The following is a 14,214-nucleotide window of genomic DNA, read 5'->3' on the forward strand; positions in this document are numbered from 1 at the left end:
GCCAACCACAGAAAGTAGCCAGACAACCCAGACCCAAAGACAGGAAGATCCCCGGAAACCCGGGGATCTTCCTGTCTTAACCTGCGTAACTTCAGATTAGTCTTGGCCGCGCCGCTTTTGTGGAATCCTCTGCCCTGGCCGGGCTTCGCAATGATCTCACCATGATTGACGGCGGCCTGGCGCACGCCGGCGTGGCCGGCGCCCTTCCCGCCGTCGGCGGTGTCTGCCTTGAACTGAGCCCGCACAGCGATGGCCCCGCCACCGTACTGCAGTCCCTCAACATCTCGGGAGACGTCACCGCCTCTATCGACGCCTCGGGAACCCGGCCGCTGAGCGGTTACTCCGACGACGAATTGCTGGCCGCGAGCGATTCCGTGTTCGGGCTGCTCGACGACCCCGCTGACATGGCGCGCTCAGAACTCCTCGCCACCTACGACGACATTGGCCTCGAGATCACCCGGCGCGAAGTCGGCGGTGCACCCGACCCCGCCTAGCCCCGCCTGCCGTGTGGGCACCGGGGCGACTTCGGCCGGGCTGTTCTCCGGCCTCGTTTCAGATCCGCGATCCACGGTGACTACGGTAGAGGTGTGCCGCGTGCGACGCAAGCAGATTATGTGGGCGGGCCAGCTGAAAACGCGGCCCGCGTGCTCCGCCACGCCGCCGAACTCAAGCGGTTCTCGCGGCGCAGCTTCTTGGCCGGCAGCGGGTCCGCGTCGCTGCTCGCGGCGGACATGCTGGTCACCCGCAGGGTGCAGGCCGAGCGCCGCGTCAACAAGATCCTCCGGGTGCCGGATGACACCGCGGAGAAATACTTCCCCAATGCCAGCTGGTTCCTGTTTCCCGGCTACAAGACCAGCTGGGAAGAGGCGCAGTGGATCCTGAACGTGCTGCGCGGCGCGCTGAACAAGCGCGGCCAACTGGCCGCCGTCGGCTATTCCAATGTTGGCCTGGACATCGACAAGATCGTCATCGCCGTTGTGGAGTATGCGCGGGTCCATAAGCTCGGCACGCTGTACTTCTACGGCCACAGCTTCGGCGGAATGGTGGCAACGCAGGTGGCGGCCAGGCTCCGGGAACTGCACGGCATCGAGGTGGCGATGATCCTGCTCGATTCCAGCCCGTACAGCAAATACGATGTGCTGGACCAGAGCTGGTTCGAGGGGGTCGTGTTCCTCTACGAGAGCGGGTTCCGCTTTCCCACCGTGCTGCGCGGCGGGTACGAACTCGGCGAGCGGATGCTGCACAAGGACGAGCGGAGCTGGGGGCAGATCCTGGACCAGACGCTGGAGCAGCTCTCCCCGATTGCGCCCTCGAGCGTGCTGATCCAGTCCGAATCGGCGTACATCTACCACTTTGACGGCAGCCGGTTCGCGGGAAAGCTGGGCGGGACCAGGATGGCGTTCATCGGCAATCCCGAGGACCGCACTGTGGACTACGGGACGGCCCGCGACTCCTGGGCGCTGACCTACAAGGACAACATGGCGTCCGGCCTTCTGCGCACCGACGGGGCGACGCCGGCGCATGCCAGCCCGGGCTGGAACCCGTTCGTCTACCGCCCGGTCATCGAAGAACTCCAGGATGAACTCTTCCCGCTTCCCTCCGGCGGAGGGAAGAAGACCGCCTTCTAACACCTGCGCCTGGCGGGCATTTCGTCAGTTCGCCGGGGGTCCGGGTCTAGGTCCAGGGGCGCGGTGGCCGGGCTCAGGGACATGCCCCGCGCCGAGGCCAGCGGGCGGACATAGTGTCATTATGCCCAGCCCCGGGTGCGAAGAATGGGCATGTCCCCCGCGGCAAAACCTAGATCTGGTTCTTCAGATCCGCCACGGAGTTCAGGATCTGGTTGGGCCGGAACGGGTAGGCGCCGATGTCGTCGCGGTGGGTGATGCCGCTGAGCACCAGCACGGTGTGCAGCCCCGCCTCCATGCCCGCGATGATGTCGGTGTCCATCCGGTCCCCGATCATGGCCGTCGTTTCCGAGTGCGCGTCGATCTGGTTCATGGCCGAGCGGAACATCATCGGGTTCGGTTTGCCCACGATGTACGGTTCGCGGCCGGTCGCCTTGGTGATGAGTGCCGCGATGGCGCCGGTGGCCGGCATCGGACCGTCCTTCGACGGGCCGGTGGCGTCCGGGTTGGTGGCGATGAACCGTGCGCCGCCGAGGATCAGCCGGATCGCCATGGTGATGGCCTCAAAAGAGTAGGTGCGGGTTTCGCCGAGCACCACAAAGTCCGGGTCCTGGTCGGTGAGGATGAAGCCGGCCTCGTGCAGCGCCGTCGTGAGCCCTGCTTCACCGATCGTGTAGGCGCGGTTGCCCGAGTCCGAGCCGCGCACCTGGTCCTTGAGGAACTGCGCCGTGGCCAGCGCCGAGGTCCAGATGTTCTCCTCCGGGATCTCCAGGCCGGAACTCTTCAGCCGGGCGGCGAGGTCCCGGGGCGTGTAGATGGAGTTGTTGGTCAGGACCAGGAACCGCCGGGAGGTGTCCACCCAGCGCTGGATGAGCTCCGCGGCGCCGGGGATGGGCTGGTTTTCGTGCACCAGGACACCATCCATGTCCGTCAGCCAGCATTCGATGTCCTGGCCGCTGCGGTACATCGACGACGTCGACTGTGCTTCGTCTGAGTCTGTCCGCTGGTCTTCGTGCTGGTCCGCCATGGTGTCCTCCGCCGTTAATGTGCCGCTTCCTGTTCCTAAGTCTAATGTTGAGTCGTGACTGAACCCGAGAGCCCCAGTGAACCCGCCGTCCCGGCGGCGGAGCCAGCCTATGCGACAGAGGCCGGGGCGGAGCCCAAGGCGGAGGTCGGCGTCGGACCCTGGCACGGCGAACTGCCGCAGGGCGGGCACTGGGACCCGGATCTCCTGGCGGACGGGGACCGGCGGAACGTGGTGGACCAATACCGCTATTGGAAACACGAGGCGATCGTGGCGGATCTGGACTCCAAACGCCACAACTTCCACATCGCGATCGAAAACTGGCAGCACGACATGAATATCGGCACCGTGGTGCGGACCGCCAATGCGTTCCTGGCCAAGGAAGTGCACATCATCGGACGACGCCGGTGGAACCGCCGCGGGGCTATGGTCACCGACCGCTACCAGCACATCCGCCACCACCCCACCGTTGACGACTTCGTCGCCTGGGCGCAGGGGGAGGGACTGGCGATCATCGGCATCGACATTTTCCCGGATTCCGTGCCGCTGGAGACCTACGAACTGCCCAGGGACTGCGTGCTGGTGTTCGGGCAGGAGGGCCCCGGACTGTCCCCCGAGGTCCACGAAGCCGCCGTGGACACCTTGTCCATCGAGCAGTTCGGATCCACCCGCTCCATCAACGCAGCCTCCGCCGCGGCCATCGCGATGCATGCCTGGATCCGCCGGCACGTCTTTCACCAGCTCCCGGTGTAAGTTCCCGGACGCGACCCCCGGGCGAGTATTACAGGCCGGGCGTGACCGGAACCACTGCCCGGCGCAGGAATGGCTAGGATGGTCCTAGCCGACGAGGTTCACTCCAGGGTCAACCCAGCCCGCAGACGAAATTCACTTTAGGAGTCAGCATGCCCATTGCAACCCCGGAGATTTACTCCGAGATGATCGACCGCGCTAAGACGGGCGGCTTCGCATTCCCGGCTGTCAACGTCACCTCCTCCCAGACCCTCAACGCCGCCCTCCGAGGCTTCGCCGAGGCCGAGTCCGACGGCATTGTCCAGGTCTCCACGGGAGGCGCGGCCTACTGGTCCGGCGCTTCCACCAAGGACATGGTGGCCGGTTCGCTGGGCTTCGCCGCGTTCGCCCGCGAGGTCGCCAGGAACTACGGCGTCAACATCGCCCTGCACACGGACCACTGCCCCAAGGACAAGCTTGACGGCTTCGTCCTGCCGCTGCTGGCTGCTTCCGAGGCAGAGGTCAAGGCCGGCCGCAACCCGCTCTTCAGCTCACATATGTGGGACGGCTCCGCCGAGACCCTCCCCGAGAACCTGCGGATCGCCCGCGAACTCCTGGCACGCACCGCGGCCGCCAAGATGATCCTTGAGGTTGAGATCGGCACGGTCGGCGGCGAGGAGGACGGCGTCGAGAACGCCATCAACGATAAGCTCTACACCACCGTCGACGACGCCTTGGCCACCATTGATGCCCTCGGTTCCGGCGAAAACGGCCGTTACATCACCGCACTGACCTTCGGCAACGTGCACGGCGTCTACAAGCCCGGCGGCGTGAAGCTGCGCCCGGAGATCCTCAAGGACATCCAGGCGCAGGTGGGCGCCAAGATCGGCAAGACCAGCCCGTTCGACCTCGTCTTCCACGGCGGCTCCGGCTCCTCCGAAAAGGAAATCGCGGACGCCGTCTCCTACGGTGTCATCAAGATGAACATCGACACCGACACCCAGTACGCCTTCACGCGCCCTGTGGCGGACCACATGCTCCGCAACTACGACGGCGTGCTGAAGGTCGACGGCGAGGTCGGCAACAAGAAGCTGTACGATCCCCGCGTCTGGGGCGCCTCCGCCGAGGCCGGCCTCGCGGCCCGCGTCGTCGAGGCAGCCCAGCAGCTCGGCTCCACGGGAAAGACGTTCTGAGCGTGTCCGACGAGTTCCGCAGGAACCTGATGGGTCCCGAGCCCACGCTCCTGCCGGCCGAGACCGAGGTCTATGCGGCGCTGGACGCCGGCCAGGAAGCACTGGACCTGGTGGAGGGCCAGCCCACATCCTCGCTGCTTTGGGCCGTGCTGGCCGAGGAAGCGTGGGACGAGGGCCGCACCATCGACTCCTACGCCTACTCCAGGGTCGGCTACCACCGCGGCCTGGATTCGCTGCGCCGCAACGGCTGGCGCGGCGTCGGGCCCATCCCGTGGGAGCACGAACCGAACCGCGGCTTCCTGCGCGCCCTGTACTCGCTGGGACGTGCGTCCGCCGCGATTGGCGAGGCTGAGGAGCCGGAGCGGATCGAGAAGTTCCTCAAGGACTCCGATCCCACCGCCAAAGCGGCCATCGAAGAGGAGAAGCGCTAACCCAGGCACCAGAGCAACGCGGGGTCACTTAGCGCCCATTCCTTAGCGGCGGATGGGCGCTAAGTGACCCCGCGTTGCTCTTAATCGACGACGGCGGACGCTCACCATTGGTGGGCGCCCGCCGTCGTGCGTGGGTGCGTGCGGGTGGGTGGGACTAGCTGGTCTTGGCCAGACCCGTGCGGGCCATTGCGTCCGCGTAGACGGTGTTCATTTCGTCGAGATACTGCTCCTGGCGGGCCGGGGTGCCGGCGAAGGCGCGGCCGCTGAGTGAGCGGACCTTGTAGGTCTTGAGGCCGCGGCGCCAGATCATGGGCACCTCGGTCTTGAGGAGCAGGTTGGCGAGGCGGTTGGCCTCGGTGCCGTGCGCCACGATGACGGAGGCGCGGGGAACAACCGCCAGGAACTTCAAGAGCGGCTTCAGCCCGGCGGAAATCTGGTCCGGCGTGAACTTGCCGTTCGGCTCACCCGGGACGTACCAGGGGTGGACGTTCCACGGCATGACGTATTCGGGGCGCAGGCCCAGCTTCCACTGGACGCCGAGCAGGCGCGCGGCCGCTTCCTCGTCGCCGGCGGTGATGAAGCCGGATTCATCTTCGGTGCCAATGTTGGAGAAGAGGCTGATGATGCGGCACTCGTCGATGTCGTGGATCGGGTCCACATAGGGGACATTCATGCCGGCTTTGGTGGACTGCAGCGTGTCGCACAGCTCGTTGACGGCCGCGACGCTAGGTTCGTAGCGGCGGCTCAAAAGCAGTTCGCGGGAATTTTCAGTGGCCAAGGCTGTCATATATTGCTGAGTCTCCTGCGGGATTGGTAACGCTGCCAGACCGTACACGGGTGAGCCGAGCACCGGGCACGCCAAATACGGAGTGGTTTGAAAATGTGGTGTGGACCGATTCCTGGTCGATCCTTATTAGTCTATCAAGCCCTGCGAAATGACGGGCCGGCCCGGCCTAACAATGGGTCCAGAGGGTGGTCAAATGTCTGCAGGCCACTGTGATCGGCTAAACTTGGGTGGTAAGAGCCCCGGACTCTGGCGTTGATGTTAAGAGCACAGCAACAGAGTCGGGGCATTCTCATGAACGGCGCTGACCTCCGGTGACCACCTTGGCGAATCAAGCACGGTGAATCATACGGTCGTCGGCCCGAACGAATGGGGGAGGATCCCATGCCAGCTATCGTGATCGTCGGAGCCCAATGGGGCGACGAAGGAAAAGGCAAAGCCACTGACCTGCTTGGCGGCCGCGTTGACTACGTCGTCAAGCCCAACGGCGGCAACAACGCCGGGCACACCGTCGTCGTGGGCGGTGAGAAGTATGAGCTCAAGCTCCTTCCGGCCGGCATCCTGAGCCCCAACGCGGTTCCGATCATCGGCAATGGCTGCGTGGTGAACCTCGAGGCGCTGTTCCAGGAGATCGATGGCCTCGAAGCCCGCGGCGCGGACACCTCCAAGCTGCGCGTCTCCGCCAACGCCCACCTTGTGGCGCCCTATCATCAGGTCCTGGACAAAGTCACCGAGCGTTTCCTCGGCAGCCGCGCCATCGGCACCACCGGCCGCGGGATCGGCCCGGCCTATATGGACAAGGTGGCCCGCCTCGGAATCCGCGTCCAGGACGTCTTTGATGCCTCCATCCTGCGCCAGAAGGTCGAAGGATCGCTGCGCCAGAAGAACGAACTCCTGGTCAAGGTCTACAACCGCCGCGATATCGAGGTGGACGAGATTGTGGAGTATTTCCTGTCCTTCGCCGAGCGCCTCCGCCCGCTGGTCATCGACAGCACCTACGTCCTGAATACCGCCCTGGACGAGGGCAAAGTGGTCCTAATGGAAGGCGGCCAGGCCACATTCCTGGACGTCGACCACGGCACGTACCCGTTTGTGACGTCCTCGAACCCCACGGCCGGCGGCGCCTGCGTGGGCTCCGGCATCGGCCCCACCCGGATCTCGCGCTCCATCGGCATCATCAAGGCGTACACCACCCGCGTGGGCGCCGGGCCGTTCCCCACGGAGCTGTTCGACGAGATGGGCATGTACCTGCAGAAGACCGGCGGCGAGTTCGGCGTCAACACCGGCCGGCCGCGCCGTTGCGGCTGGTACGACGCCGTGCTGGCGCGCCATGCCTCGCGGGTTAACGGCTTCACGGACTACTTCGTCACCAAGCTCGACGTCCTCACGGGCATCGAGCAGATCCCGGTCTGTGTGGCCTACGACGTCGACGGCGTCCGGCACGACGAAATGCCGATGACCCAGACCGAATTCCACCACGCCAAGCCCATCTTCGAGTTCTTCGACGGCTGGACCGAGGACATTACGGGCGCCCGCACGATTGCGGATCTCCCGGAGAATGCCAAGAATTACGTGCTGGCCCTCGAGAAAATCTCCGGCACCCGCTTCTCGGCGATCGGCGTCGGCCCGGACCGGGACCAGACCATCGTCATCAACGATTTGATCAACGACTGATACTGACTTGTGCAGTAACTGACGCACGACGGCGGCGGGTCACCTTGGAGGTGGCCCGCCGCCGTCGTTAAGCCGCTGCTGAGGGCTTCGAAGGGCCTTTCCAAAGCAGGAAAAAAGAAATTCGGATCGGTGCGTAACCTTTCGGGGTAGCCCGGCGATTACTCCTTTGTAAGCGCCGCCGGAACCTGGACCCCCATCGGGTATCCGGCTGGCCTTCCACTGAAAAAGCGGGCTGTTGGCTTCCCCATCGGGCCTCAGCCGGCCTTCGAACAAAAAACAAAGGACGTACATTTCTTATGAAGAGTGTTAGCAAGACCACCAAGATTGCTGTCGGCGCTGCGATTCTCGCAGTCGGAGGATTTTCCGGCATCGGCCTGGCCAACGCGTCCCAGGTGTCGAACACCCAGCAGGCCGAAGTGACGCCCGCCATCCCGGCAACCCCCGCGGTTCCGGAGACTCCGTCGGTTCCGGCGGCTCCGGAACTTCCCGCCGTGCCGGCTGTGCCTGCTGTGCCGGCTTCCCCGTCCGCTGACGGCTCCGCCGAGGGCGACGCCGGCGTCGAAAGCGCCGAGGGCTCCGCCACGGGTTCCATCCAGGCAGACAAAAACGGCGCCGCCCTTGAGGGCAGCGCCAACGGCGCCGCACATGCCAACGCTGACCTGAGTATTGCTGTTCCGGCCCTCCCCGGCGGCAAGGGTGTGCCGGCTACTCCTGCTGTCCCGGCACTTCCGGCCCTGCCGTCCGCCGAACTGCCTGAGCTCACCAAGTAGGCACCAAACGCCTTCCCTGGGAGGCCCCGGGGTGCGGCCGCTAGACTGGCCGCGGCCGCACCCCAGCAGTAACCGGAAGGACAGCCACTTGGCGGATCAGCTAAGCGATGACGAATTGTCAGCAGCCTTGGCGGGCGAGCCCTCGGGATTTAGTGCCGTCTACACAGTGGTTTCGCCCGCGGTACTCGGCTACTTCCGGGCCCGCGGTGTCGAAGATGCCGAGGCGCTCACCCAGGATGTGTTCGTGGCTATCCTGCCGAAACTGGCCACTGTCACCGGCGGGCACAAGGGCTTGAGGACCTTCATTTTCTCTGTCGCCCATGCCAGGCTCGTGGACTGCCGCCGGCGGGCCGAACGCACGCCGTATCTGGCCGAATATGATCCCCGGGATGACACCCGGTTTGCCGCGTCCGCCGAGGACGAGGCCCTTGGGTCCCTGGGCGGCATCTCGAACACCCTTGCCCGGCTGAACGAGGAGCAGCGGGAGGTGCTGGTCCTGCGGATCGTCGCGGACCTTTCCATTGAACAGGTGGCCGGCATTATGGACAAGACGCCGGGTGCCATCAAACAGCTTCAGCGACGCGGGCTCAGCGCCCTGCGCGAACTCGTCTCCGAAAAGGACCACGCAGCATCATGACCGGCACCCGCGAACCCCAGCAGGAGGGCAGCATCCAGGGGATGCTCCGTGATTCCAGCCTCGACGCATCCACCGAGCTCCGAAGCTCGCTGGAAGAACTCCTCGCCCTGGTTCCGGACTGTGCCCCTGCGCCCCGCGCCGACCTCGCGGCTCTGCTGGCCGCCGGTGCCCGCCGTGCCGCAGGCGGTGCCGCGGCAGCAACGACGACGGTGTTGCCCGCGGTCGTATCGGCGCCGGATCATAGCGACGAGGCACTGCCGGCTGGGGTTGTGAGCCTCGCCGAGCGCCGCGGACGGAAGCGAAGACTGGCAATCGTCGGCGGCGCCGTCGTAGGTGCCATGACCCTCGGCGCCGGTGCAGTGGCGGCCTCCAGCGAGGACTTCCGCCTCCGGGTCAGTGACACTGTGGGCGTCATCTTCCAGCCGTCCGGCGAGACACCCGAGGTGGCTCCTGAGCCCGGCCAGCCGTCACCGGCGGAGATTCCTGCAGCTCCCGTGCCGTCGATTGCGGCGAACGGCACCACGCCGCCGGCGGCAGAAAACATGCCGCAGGCTCCCGGATCCGTTGCGGGATCCGTTGCCGGGGATCCCGCGGCGCCGCCCGTCGCCGTTACGCCCCCAGCGGCGGGCCGCGGCGGTGTCCTTCCGGCGCCGGCTCGTGATCCGTTCGCGCCGGGGCTGCCTGGCCTGCCCGGCCCGGGCGAGGACCGGGGCCTTCCCCCGGTTCCGCTGCCGGCTCTTCCGGGTGTGCTTCCCACCCTCCCCGGCCAGCCCTAGCCTGCCCAGTCCGGTGCCCGCCCAGTCCGGTGCCCGCCCAGTCCGGTGCCCGCCGCGATGGCCCCGTCCGGGGCTCCCGGCAGGCAATCGTGCTTACGGAACACATCCGCGGATAGTGGGTTCTCCGGCCGGCGAGCGGCGCGGCGCGCGGCTTTTGCGACGGCGCAGCGGTGGCACTTGCGGCAGGCAGGCTGCGGGGCGGTTAGGCTGTGCTCATGGCCCACGTCAATGATCAGGCAGTCCTCGAACGGCTTATCCGCACCAAGGGGCGGTGGGCCATCGTGGGCCTCAGCTCGAACCAATGGCGTGCTGCCTACGACACTGCCCTGTTTATCCGTGACCGGCTGGGCATGGAGATCATCCCGGTAAACCCTGCCGCCGATCCCGTCCATGGCGAACCCGGGTACGCGAGCCTGGCCGACATTCCGGCCGGGAAGCGGCCCATCGACGTCGTCGACTGCTTTGTGAATTCGCAGCGGGTGGGGGCCGTCGTGGACCAGGCGATCGCCGTCGGCGCGAAAGCCGTGTGGCTGCAGTTGGGCGTCATTGATGAAGCGGCGGCGGCGCGGGCCGAGGCCGCCGGACTTGACGTCATCATGAACGCCTGCCCGGCGCAGGACGCACAGCGTTTCGGCCTGTAGGTCACGTCTGTGCAGCGTCCGTCAGAGACCGTTTTTTTGCCCTGTTAGTCTTCTGCTGACACCCCTTTATCCGAGCCCAGGATCACCCATGTGTGAAGACCACCCACCCGCGCTTCCCTCGAACCCGGGACGCCGGGCGGCTTTGGGAATCCTCGGTGCTTCCCTGGTGGCTGCGCTGGGCGCCTGCGCTGCGCCGGACGGCACCTCAGCGGGGCCCGCAGCCGCGTCCGGGGTTGCCTCTTGGACCGGGAGGGCGCTGCCCTCCGCGCTGGCGGCCGGGCACCGAAAGGCCGAGTTGTCCACGGTGTCCGCGGCCCCCGCAGCGCTCCGGCGCCCCGGAAGCAAACGCCTCCGGCGGAGCTTCATCCCCGACTTCAAGCTGCCGCCGGCGCAGGACGGCCTCGCGCCCGTGGTCACGAAGATCGATACGCAGCACCCCGTCGTGTTCCTCACCATCGACGACGGCGAGACCAGGACCCCGGAGATGGTGCGTCTTATGACCGAATACGACTACCCGGCGTCGATCTTCCTCGCCCGGACCTTCGTTCAGTCCGATCCGGCCTTCTTCAAGCAGTTCGAGGCGCAGGGAAGCCTGGTGGAAAACCATACGGTGAGCCACAACATCAACATGGTCAACCAGCTCGACTACGGGCACCAGTTTGCGGAAATCATCGGCATGCAGGACTATGCCCAGCAGCAGTACGGACGCCGCCCCACGCTGTTCCGGCCGCCCGGCGGCGCTTACTCCAACATCATGCGGCAGGCGGCCGCATCCGCCGGGATGCGAGCGATCATTACGTGGGAGGCCAAAGCCAACGCCGGCCGCATGGACTACCAGCATGGCAAGGTGCTGCGGCCGGGAGACATCGTCCTGATGCATTTCCGGCCCGAGTTCGCCGCAGACCTGGCGGCCTTCCGCGCGGCCCAGCTGGCCGCCGGCCTTGAGGTGGTGCTGCTGGAGGACTTCCTCGGCGCCGTCTGAGCCGCGCCGCCTGCCGGGCCACAATGTCGGTCGGGGGAAGTAGGCTCTAACCATGGATGTAGCTGCACTCCGGCGGTTGTGCCTCGGCTTCCCCGGTGTCTTCGAGGACTTTTCGTTCGGACCCGAGACTTCCGTGTTCAAAGTGCGGGCGGCGGTGTCCGGCGCCCGCCACGAAGCTAAGATGTTCGCACTCTCCGCCATGGCGGACGATGATTTTGCCGTGAGCCTGAAGTGCGAGCCGGCGCTGGCAGAACAGTTGCGCGCCGCGCACCCTGAAATCACCGGGGCCTGGCACCTGAACAAGACCCATTGGAACGGCGTTCGGCTGGACGGTTCATTGCCTGACTCGATGGTGTGCGACATGGTGGAGGACTCCTATGACCTCGTCGTCGCCACCCTGAGCCGGCGCCAGCAGGAACAGCTCGGCTGGGCCAGGCTGGCTCAGGACTCCGCCCGGACGGTGCGGCCGTGACCGGGCCGCGGATTGCCGCCGGTGAGCTTAACTACGAGGGGATCGGCTCCACGGAGCATGGGCCGCCGCCGGACGTCGATTGCCTGGTGACCCGGGCCTACATCGGCGAGGGCCTCGAGACGTACCGGCGCGTTGTCCGGGGGGTGTTCAGCTGGCAACTCCAGAAGCGGGCAGGGCTGCGGGTCCGGGCGGATTCCGGCGTCGTGGCTCCCGGGGCGCGCGTGGTGAGTGGCTTCGGCGTCGGACCGTTCCGGATCAACGCGCCCTGCGAGGTCGTCTGGGTCCGCCGGCCGGTGCCCGGCGGCGGGCCCCAGTCCGCGGGCTTCGGCTACGGAACACTCCCGGGACATCCGGTCCGCGGCGAGGAGGCTTTCGAGATTCTTATTGACCACAAGGGCGTTGTGACCATCCAAATCACGGCCTTCGGTGTTCCGTCCACTTGGTTCTACGCTGCCGGGGGCGCCCTGACGCGGCGGGCGCGGCGCCGCATCACGTCCCGCTACATCAGGAGCGCACAGGAATTGGCAGGAACTGGCACGGGAGGCTAGAGAGGCCTGCTGATCCCTCCTCTGATTGCAACGCGGGGTCACTTACGGCCCATAAATGTCCGGGCAATGGGCCGGATGTGACCCCGCGTTGTCCTGTTGCGAGAATGGAACACCATCCCGCCACACCGAAAGGCACCCCTGTGATCTTCATTGTCGTTAAATTCAAGGTCAAGCCCGACTGGGCGGAGCGCTGGCTCGGCCTCGTCGAGAACTTCACCCACACCACCCGGCAGGAACCGGGCAACCTCTGGTTCGACTGGTCCCGCAGCGTGGAGGACCCCAACGAGTTCGTCCTGGTCGAGGCCTTCAAGGACGACGCCGCCGGGGACCATGTCAACAGCGCACACTTCAAGCAGGCCATGGCGGACATGCCGCAGGCACTGCGGGAAACGCCGCAGATCATCAGCCGCCAGTTCGACGGCGAGGGCTGGGACCGGATGGGCGAGCTCACCATCTAGACCTCGTCGATTGCTCCGTAACCGCCCTTTTGGGACCCCAGAACGGCAGTTGCGGAGCAATCGATGGGAATATTGGGGCATGTGGATTGGCTGGATCGAATTCGACATCCTCCTCGGTGACGTTCACAGCCTGAAGGCGAAGCGCTCCGTGGTGCGCCCCGTGCTTGCCGAGATCAAACGCCGGTTCGATGTCTCCGTGACGGAGGCGGGATTGCAGGACCAGTACAGGCGGACCGTCATCGGCGTCGGGCTGGTCGCCTCGGACCGGGCGCACCTCGTGGAGGTCCTCGCCGCCGTGGAACGCTTCGTGGCGGCGCGCCCTGAACTCGGGATGCTCAGTGTCCGCCAGCGGGAACTCCGTAGCGACGACTGAGCGCCCATCGATTGCTCCAGATCCGCCGTTTTGAGGCTCGAAAAGGGCGGATCTAGAGCACTCGATGGATCATGTGGATAACTTCTGCGGTGCCGGCGCGGTTCTGGTTTTATGAGGGCATGAAGACCGCGCGCCCGCTGCCGGAGGAGCTCCAGAACCGTCCCTTTACGATTGCCGAAGCTGCAGAGGCTGGAGTGTCGCCCAAGCGGCTCCGCCACCGCTCCCTCGCAGCGCTGGGCAGGGGGATCCGTTCCTTGAACCCAACGCTGGAGCTTCCTCTGAGCGTGAGGGTGCGGCCTTTCGTTGAGGTCAATGAGCGATGCGCCGTGTCGCACCTCACCGCGGCGGAGCTTGGTTGGCTTCCGGCCCGGCGACAAAAGGAGGGACCGCAGATGTATCACATGATCAGGCCCGAGGGTGCTGCCCATCTCAACCGGCCACATGTCATCGTTCATCGGATGAAGCTCTACGACGACGAGATCACGCTCCTTGACGGAATTCCCATCACCACACCGGAGCGGACCTGGCTGGATTTGGCCGAAATGCTGACCGTGGACGAACTCGTGGTGGCCGGCGACAGCTGTGTCCGGGTGCCCCGGCGTGAATTCGAGGGCAGGGACCTGCCGTTGTGCAGCCTCGGGGATCTGCAGCGGATGATCGACCGCCACAAGGGAAAGCGTGGAATCTGCAAGGCCAAGCAAGCTCTCACACTCATTCGAGTAGGCTCAGATTCGCCGCAGGAGTCCTTGCTACGGCTTGCCATCGGTCGGGCCGGCCTTCCGGAGCCGGAGCTGAACGTGCCCATTATCGACGACGTGGGCACTCGGCACCACAAACCTGACTTGTCCTATCGGAAGTTCAGAATCGGTATTGAATACGAGGGTGAGCAACACGGTGATGAGGCGCAAATTGTCCGGGACATCGCCCGGTCCGACAGGTACACCGCCCTCGGTTGGACAGAGGTGCGCATCTCCAAGCGGCATATGGTCCATGATGCGAAAGCCGCGGTGGCCAAGATCCGCACCGCGATTGTCCAGGCCGGCTGGCGCCCGGGCCGGTAAACCAAAACGACTGCTCCGCAACTGCCGTTCTGAGGG

18 protein-coding genes are annotated in these 14,214 nt (G+C 65.8%); 16 read left to right on the forward strand and 2 right to left on the reverse strand.

Translation table 11 applies throughout. The features are described 5' to 3' along the window. Window positions 1-119: 119 nt before the first annotated feature. The gene (locus RCH07_RS15805) at window positions 120-494 is read left to right on the forward strand and encodes a hypothetical protein (protein WP_326968438.1); all 375 of its coding nucleotides are present in this window, start codon (window positions 120-122) and stop codon (window positions 492-494) included. Window positions 495-614: 120 nt separating this feature from the next. Beyond that, window positions 615-1,628 (forward strand): thioesterase domain-containing protein, encoded by a 1,014-nt coding sequence (locus tag RCH07_RS15810; protein WP_326968439.1) that lies wholly within the window; start codon window positions 615-617, stop codon window positions 1,626-1,628. A gap of 169 nt (window positions 1,629-1,797) precedes the next feature. On the opposite strand, the gene RCH07_RS15815 is transcribed toward RCH07_RS15810, so the two are convergent. Further along, a complete protein-coding gene (locus RCH07_RS15815) occupies window positions 1,798-2,652 on the reverse strand; it encodes an HAD-IIA family hydrolase (protein ID WP_326968440.1) in 855 nt (284 codons plus the stop codon). 54 nt (window positions 2,653-2,706) lie between these two features. Between RCH07_RS15815 and RCH07_RS15820 the strand changes: the two genes are divergently transcribed. From RCH07_RS15820 to RCH07_RS15830, 3 genes are all read left to right on the forward strand, one after another. Then, window positions 2,707-3,402 (forward strand): TrmH family RNA methyltransferase, encoded by a 696-nt coding sequence (locus tag RCH07_RS15820; RefSeq protein WP_442784850.1) that lies wholly within the window; start codon window positions 2,707-2,709, stop codon window positions 3,400-3,402. A 149-nt stretch (window positions 3,403-3,551) separates the two neighbouring features. After that, on the forward strand, window positions 3,552-4,571 hold the full coding sequence (gene fbaA / locus RCH07_RS15825) for a class II fructose-bisphosphate aldolase (protein WP_326968441.1): 1,020 nt from the start codon (window positions 3,552-3,554) through the stop codon (window positions 4,569-4,571). A 2-nt stretch (window positions 4,572-4,573) separates the two neighbouring features. Beyond that, complete coding sequence (locus RCH07_RS15830) at window positions 4,574-5,002, forward strand: DUF3151 domain-containing protein (RefSeq protein WP_326968442.1); 429 nt, start codon at window positions 4,574-4,576, stop codon at window positions 5,000-5,002. A 154-nt stretch (window positions 5,003-5,156) separates the two neighbouring features. On the opposite strand, the gene RCH07_RS15835 is transcribed toward RCH07_RS15830, so the two are convergent. After that, window positions 5,157-5,789, reverse strand: a complete 633-nt coding sequence (locus RCH07_RS15835) for a uracil-DNA glycosylase (RefSeq protein WP_326968443.1) — start codon at window positions 5,787-5,789, stop codon at window positions 5,157-5,159. A gap of 381 nt (window positions 5,790-6,170) precedes the next feature. Between RCH07_RS15835 and RCH07_RS15840 the strand changes: the two genes are divergently transcribed. The 11 genes from RCH07_RS15840 (at window position 6,171) to RCH07_RS15890 (ending at window position 14,178) form a co-directional block, all read left to right on the forward strand. After that, entirely contained in the window at window positions 6,171-7,460 is a 1,290-nt protein-coding gene (locus RCH07_RS15840; RefSeq protein ID WP_326968444.1) for an adenylosuccinate synthase, read from the forward strand. Window positions 7,461-7,756: 296 nt separating this feature from the next. Beyond that, the gene (locus RCH07_RS15845) at window positions 7,757-8,230 is read left to right on the forward strand and encodes a hypothetical protein (RefSeq protein WP_326968445.1); all 474 of its coding nucleotides are present in this window, start codon (window positions 7,757-7,759) and stop codon (window positions 8,228-8,230) included. An 88-nt stretch (window positions 8,231-8,318) separates the two neighbouring features. Beyond that, window positions 8,319-8,867, forward strand: a complete 549-nt coding sequence (locus RCH07_RS15850) for an RNA polymerase sigma factor (RefSeq protein WP_326968446.1) — start codon at window positions 8,319-8,321, stop codon at window positions 8,865-8,867. Beyond that, the gene (locus RCH07_RS15855; RefSeq protein ID WP_326968447.1) at window positions 8,864-9,643 is read left to right on the forward strand and encodes a hypothetical protein; all 780 of its coding nucleotides are present in this window, start codon (window positions 8,864-8,866) and stop codon (window positions 9,641-9,643) included. The genes RCH07_RS15850 and RCH07_RS15855 overlap by 4 nt, the downstream gene beginning before the upstream one ends. Window positions 9,644-9,858: 215 nt before the next feature. Next, window positions 9,859-10,284, forward strand: coding sequence for a CoA-binding protein (locus RCH07_RS15860; RefSeq protein ID WP_326968448.1), 426 nt, complete (start codon window positions 9,859-9,861; stop codon window positions 10,282-10,284). Window positions 10,285-10,372: 88 nt separating this feature from the next. Further along, window positions 10,373-11,266 (forward strand): polysaccharide deacetylase family protein, encoded by an 894-nt coding sequence (locus tag RCH07_RS15865; protein WP_326968449.1) that lies wholly within the window; start codon window positions 10,373-10,375, stop codon window positions 11,264-11,266. Window positions 11,267-11,318: 52 nt separating this feature from the next. Next, window positions 11,319-11,738 (forward strand): MmcQ/YjbR family DNA-binding protein, encoded by a 420-nt coding sequence (locus RCH07_RS15870; RefSeq protein ID WP_326968450.1) that lies wholly within the window; start codon window positions 11,319-11,321, stop codon window positions 11,736-11,738. Beyond that, window positions 11,735-12,286, forward strand: coding sequence for a DUF1990 family protein (locus RCH07_RS15875; RefSeq protein WP_326968451.1), 552 nt, complete (start codon window positions 11,735-11,737; stop codon window positions 12,284-12,286). Before RCH07_RS15870 ends, RCH07_RS15875 begins: the two co-directional genes overlap by 4 nt. Window positions 12,287-12,426: 140 nt before the next feature. Next, entirely contained in the window at window positions 12,427-12,744 is a 318-nt protein-coding gene (locus RCH07_RS15880; RefSeq protein ID WP_326968471.1) for a putative quinol monooxygenase, read from the forward strand. Between the two features lie 79 nt (window positions 12,745-12,823). After that, window positions 12,824-13,117, forward strand: coding sequence for a DUF503 domain-containing protein (locus tag RCH07_RS15885; RefSeq protein WP_326968452.1), 294 nt, complete (start codon window positions 12,824-12,826; stop codon window positions 13,115-13,117). A gap of 119 nt (window positions 13,118-13,236) precedes the next feature. Continuing rightward, the gene (locus RCH07_RS15890) at window positions 13,237-14,178 is read left to right on the forward strand and encodes a hypothetical protein (RefSeq protein WP_326968453.1); all 942 of its coding nucleotides are present in this window, start codon (window positions 13,237-13,239) and stop codon (window positions 14,176-14,178) included. Window positions 14,179-14,214: the final 36 nt, after the last annotated feature.

The sequence above is a fragment of the Arthrobacter sp. CG_A4 genome, assembly GCF_035985125.1.
Taxonomy (GTDB): domain Bacteria; phylum Actinomycetota; class Actinomycetes; order Actinomycetales; family Micrococcaceae; genus Arthrobacter.

Bases quoted from the DNA above. Each gene is read 5' to 3' on its own strand.
- RCH07_RS15815 (WP_326968440.1), bottom strand. From the start codon at position 2,652: ATGGCGGACCAGCACGAAGACCAGCGGACAGACTCAGACGAAGCACAG.
- fbaA (WP_326968441.1), top strand. From the start codon at position 3,552: ATGCCCATTGCAACCCCGGAGATTTACTCCGAGATGATCGACCGCGCT.
- RCH07_RS15835 (WP_326968443.1), bottom strand. From the start codon at position 5,789: ATGACAGCCTTGGCCACTGAAAATTCCCGCGAACTGCTTTTGAGCCGC.
- RCH07_RS15840 (WP_326968444.1), top strand. From the start codon at position 6,171: ATGCCAGCTATCGTGATCGTCGGAGCCCAATGGGGCGACGAAGGAAAA.
- RCH07_RS15845 (WP_326968445.1), top strand. From the start codon at position 7,757: ATGAAGAGTGTTAGCAAGACCACCAAGATTGCTGTCGGCGCTGCGATT.
- RCH07_RS15855 (WP_326968447.1), top strand. From the start codon at position 8,864: ATGACCGGCACCCGCGAACCCCAGCAGGAGGGCAGCATCCAGGGGATG.
- RCH07_RS15860 (WP_326968448.1), top strand. From the start codon at position 9,859: ATGGCCCACGTCAATGATCAGGCAGTCCTCGAACGGCTTATCCGCACC.
- RCH07_RS15865 (WP_326968449.1), top strand. From the start codon at position 10,373: ATGTGTGAAGACCACCCACCCGCGCTTCCCTCGAACCCGGGACGCCGG.
- RCH07_RS15870 (WP_326968450.1), top strand. From the start codon at position 11,319: ATGGATGTAGCTGCACTCCGGCGGTTGTGCCTCGGCTTCCCCGGTGTC.
- RCH07_RS15885 (WP_326968452.1), top strand. From the start codon at position 12,824: ATGTGGATTGGCTGGATCGAATTCGACATCCTCCTCGGTGACGTTCAC.
- RCH07_RS15890 (WP_326968453.1), top strand. From the start codon at position 13,237: ATGAAGACCGCGCGCCCGCTGCCGGAGGAGCTCCAGAACCGTCCCTTT.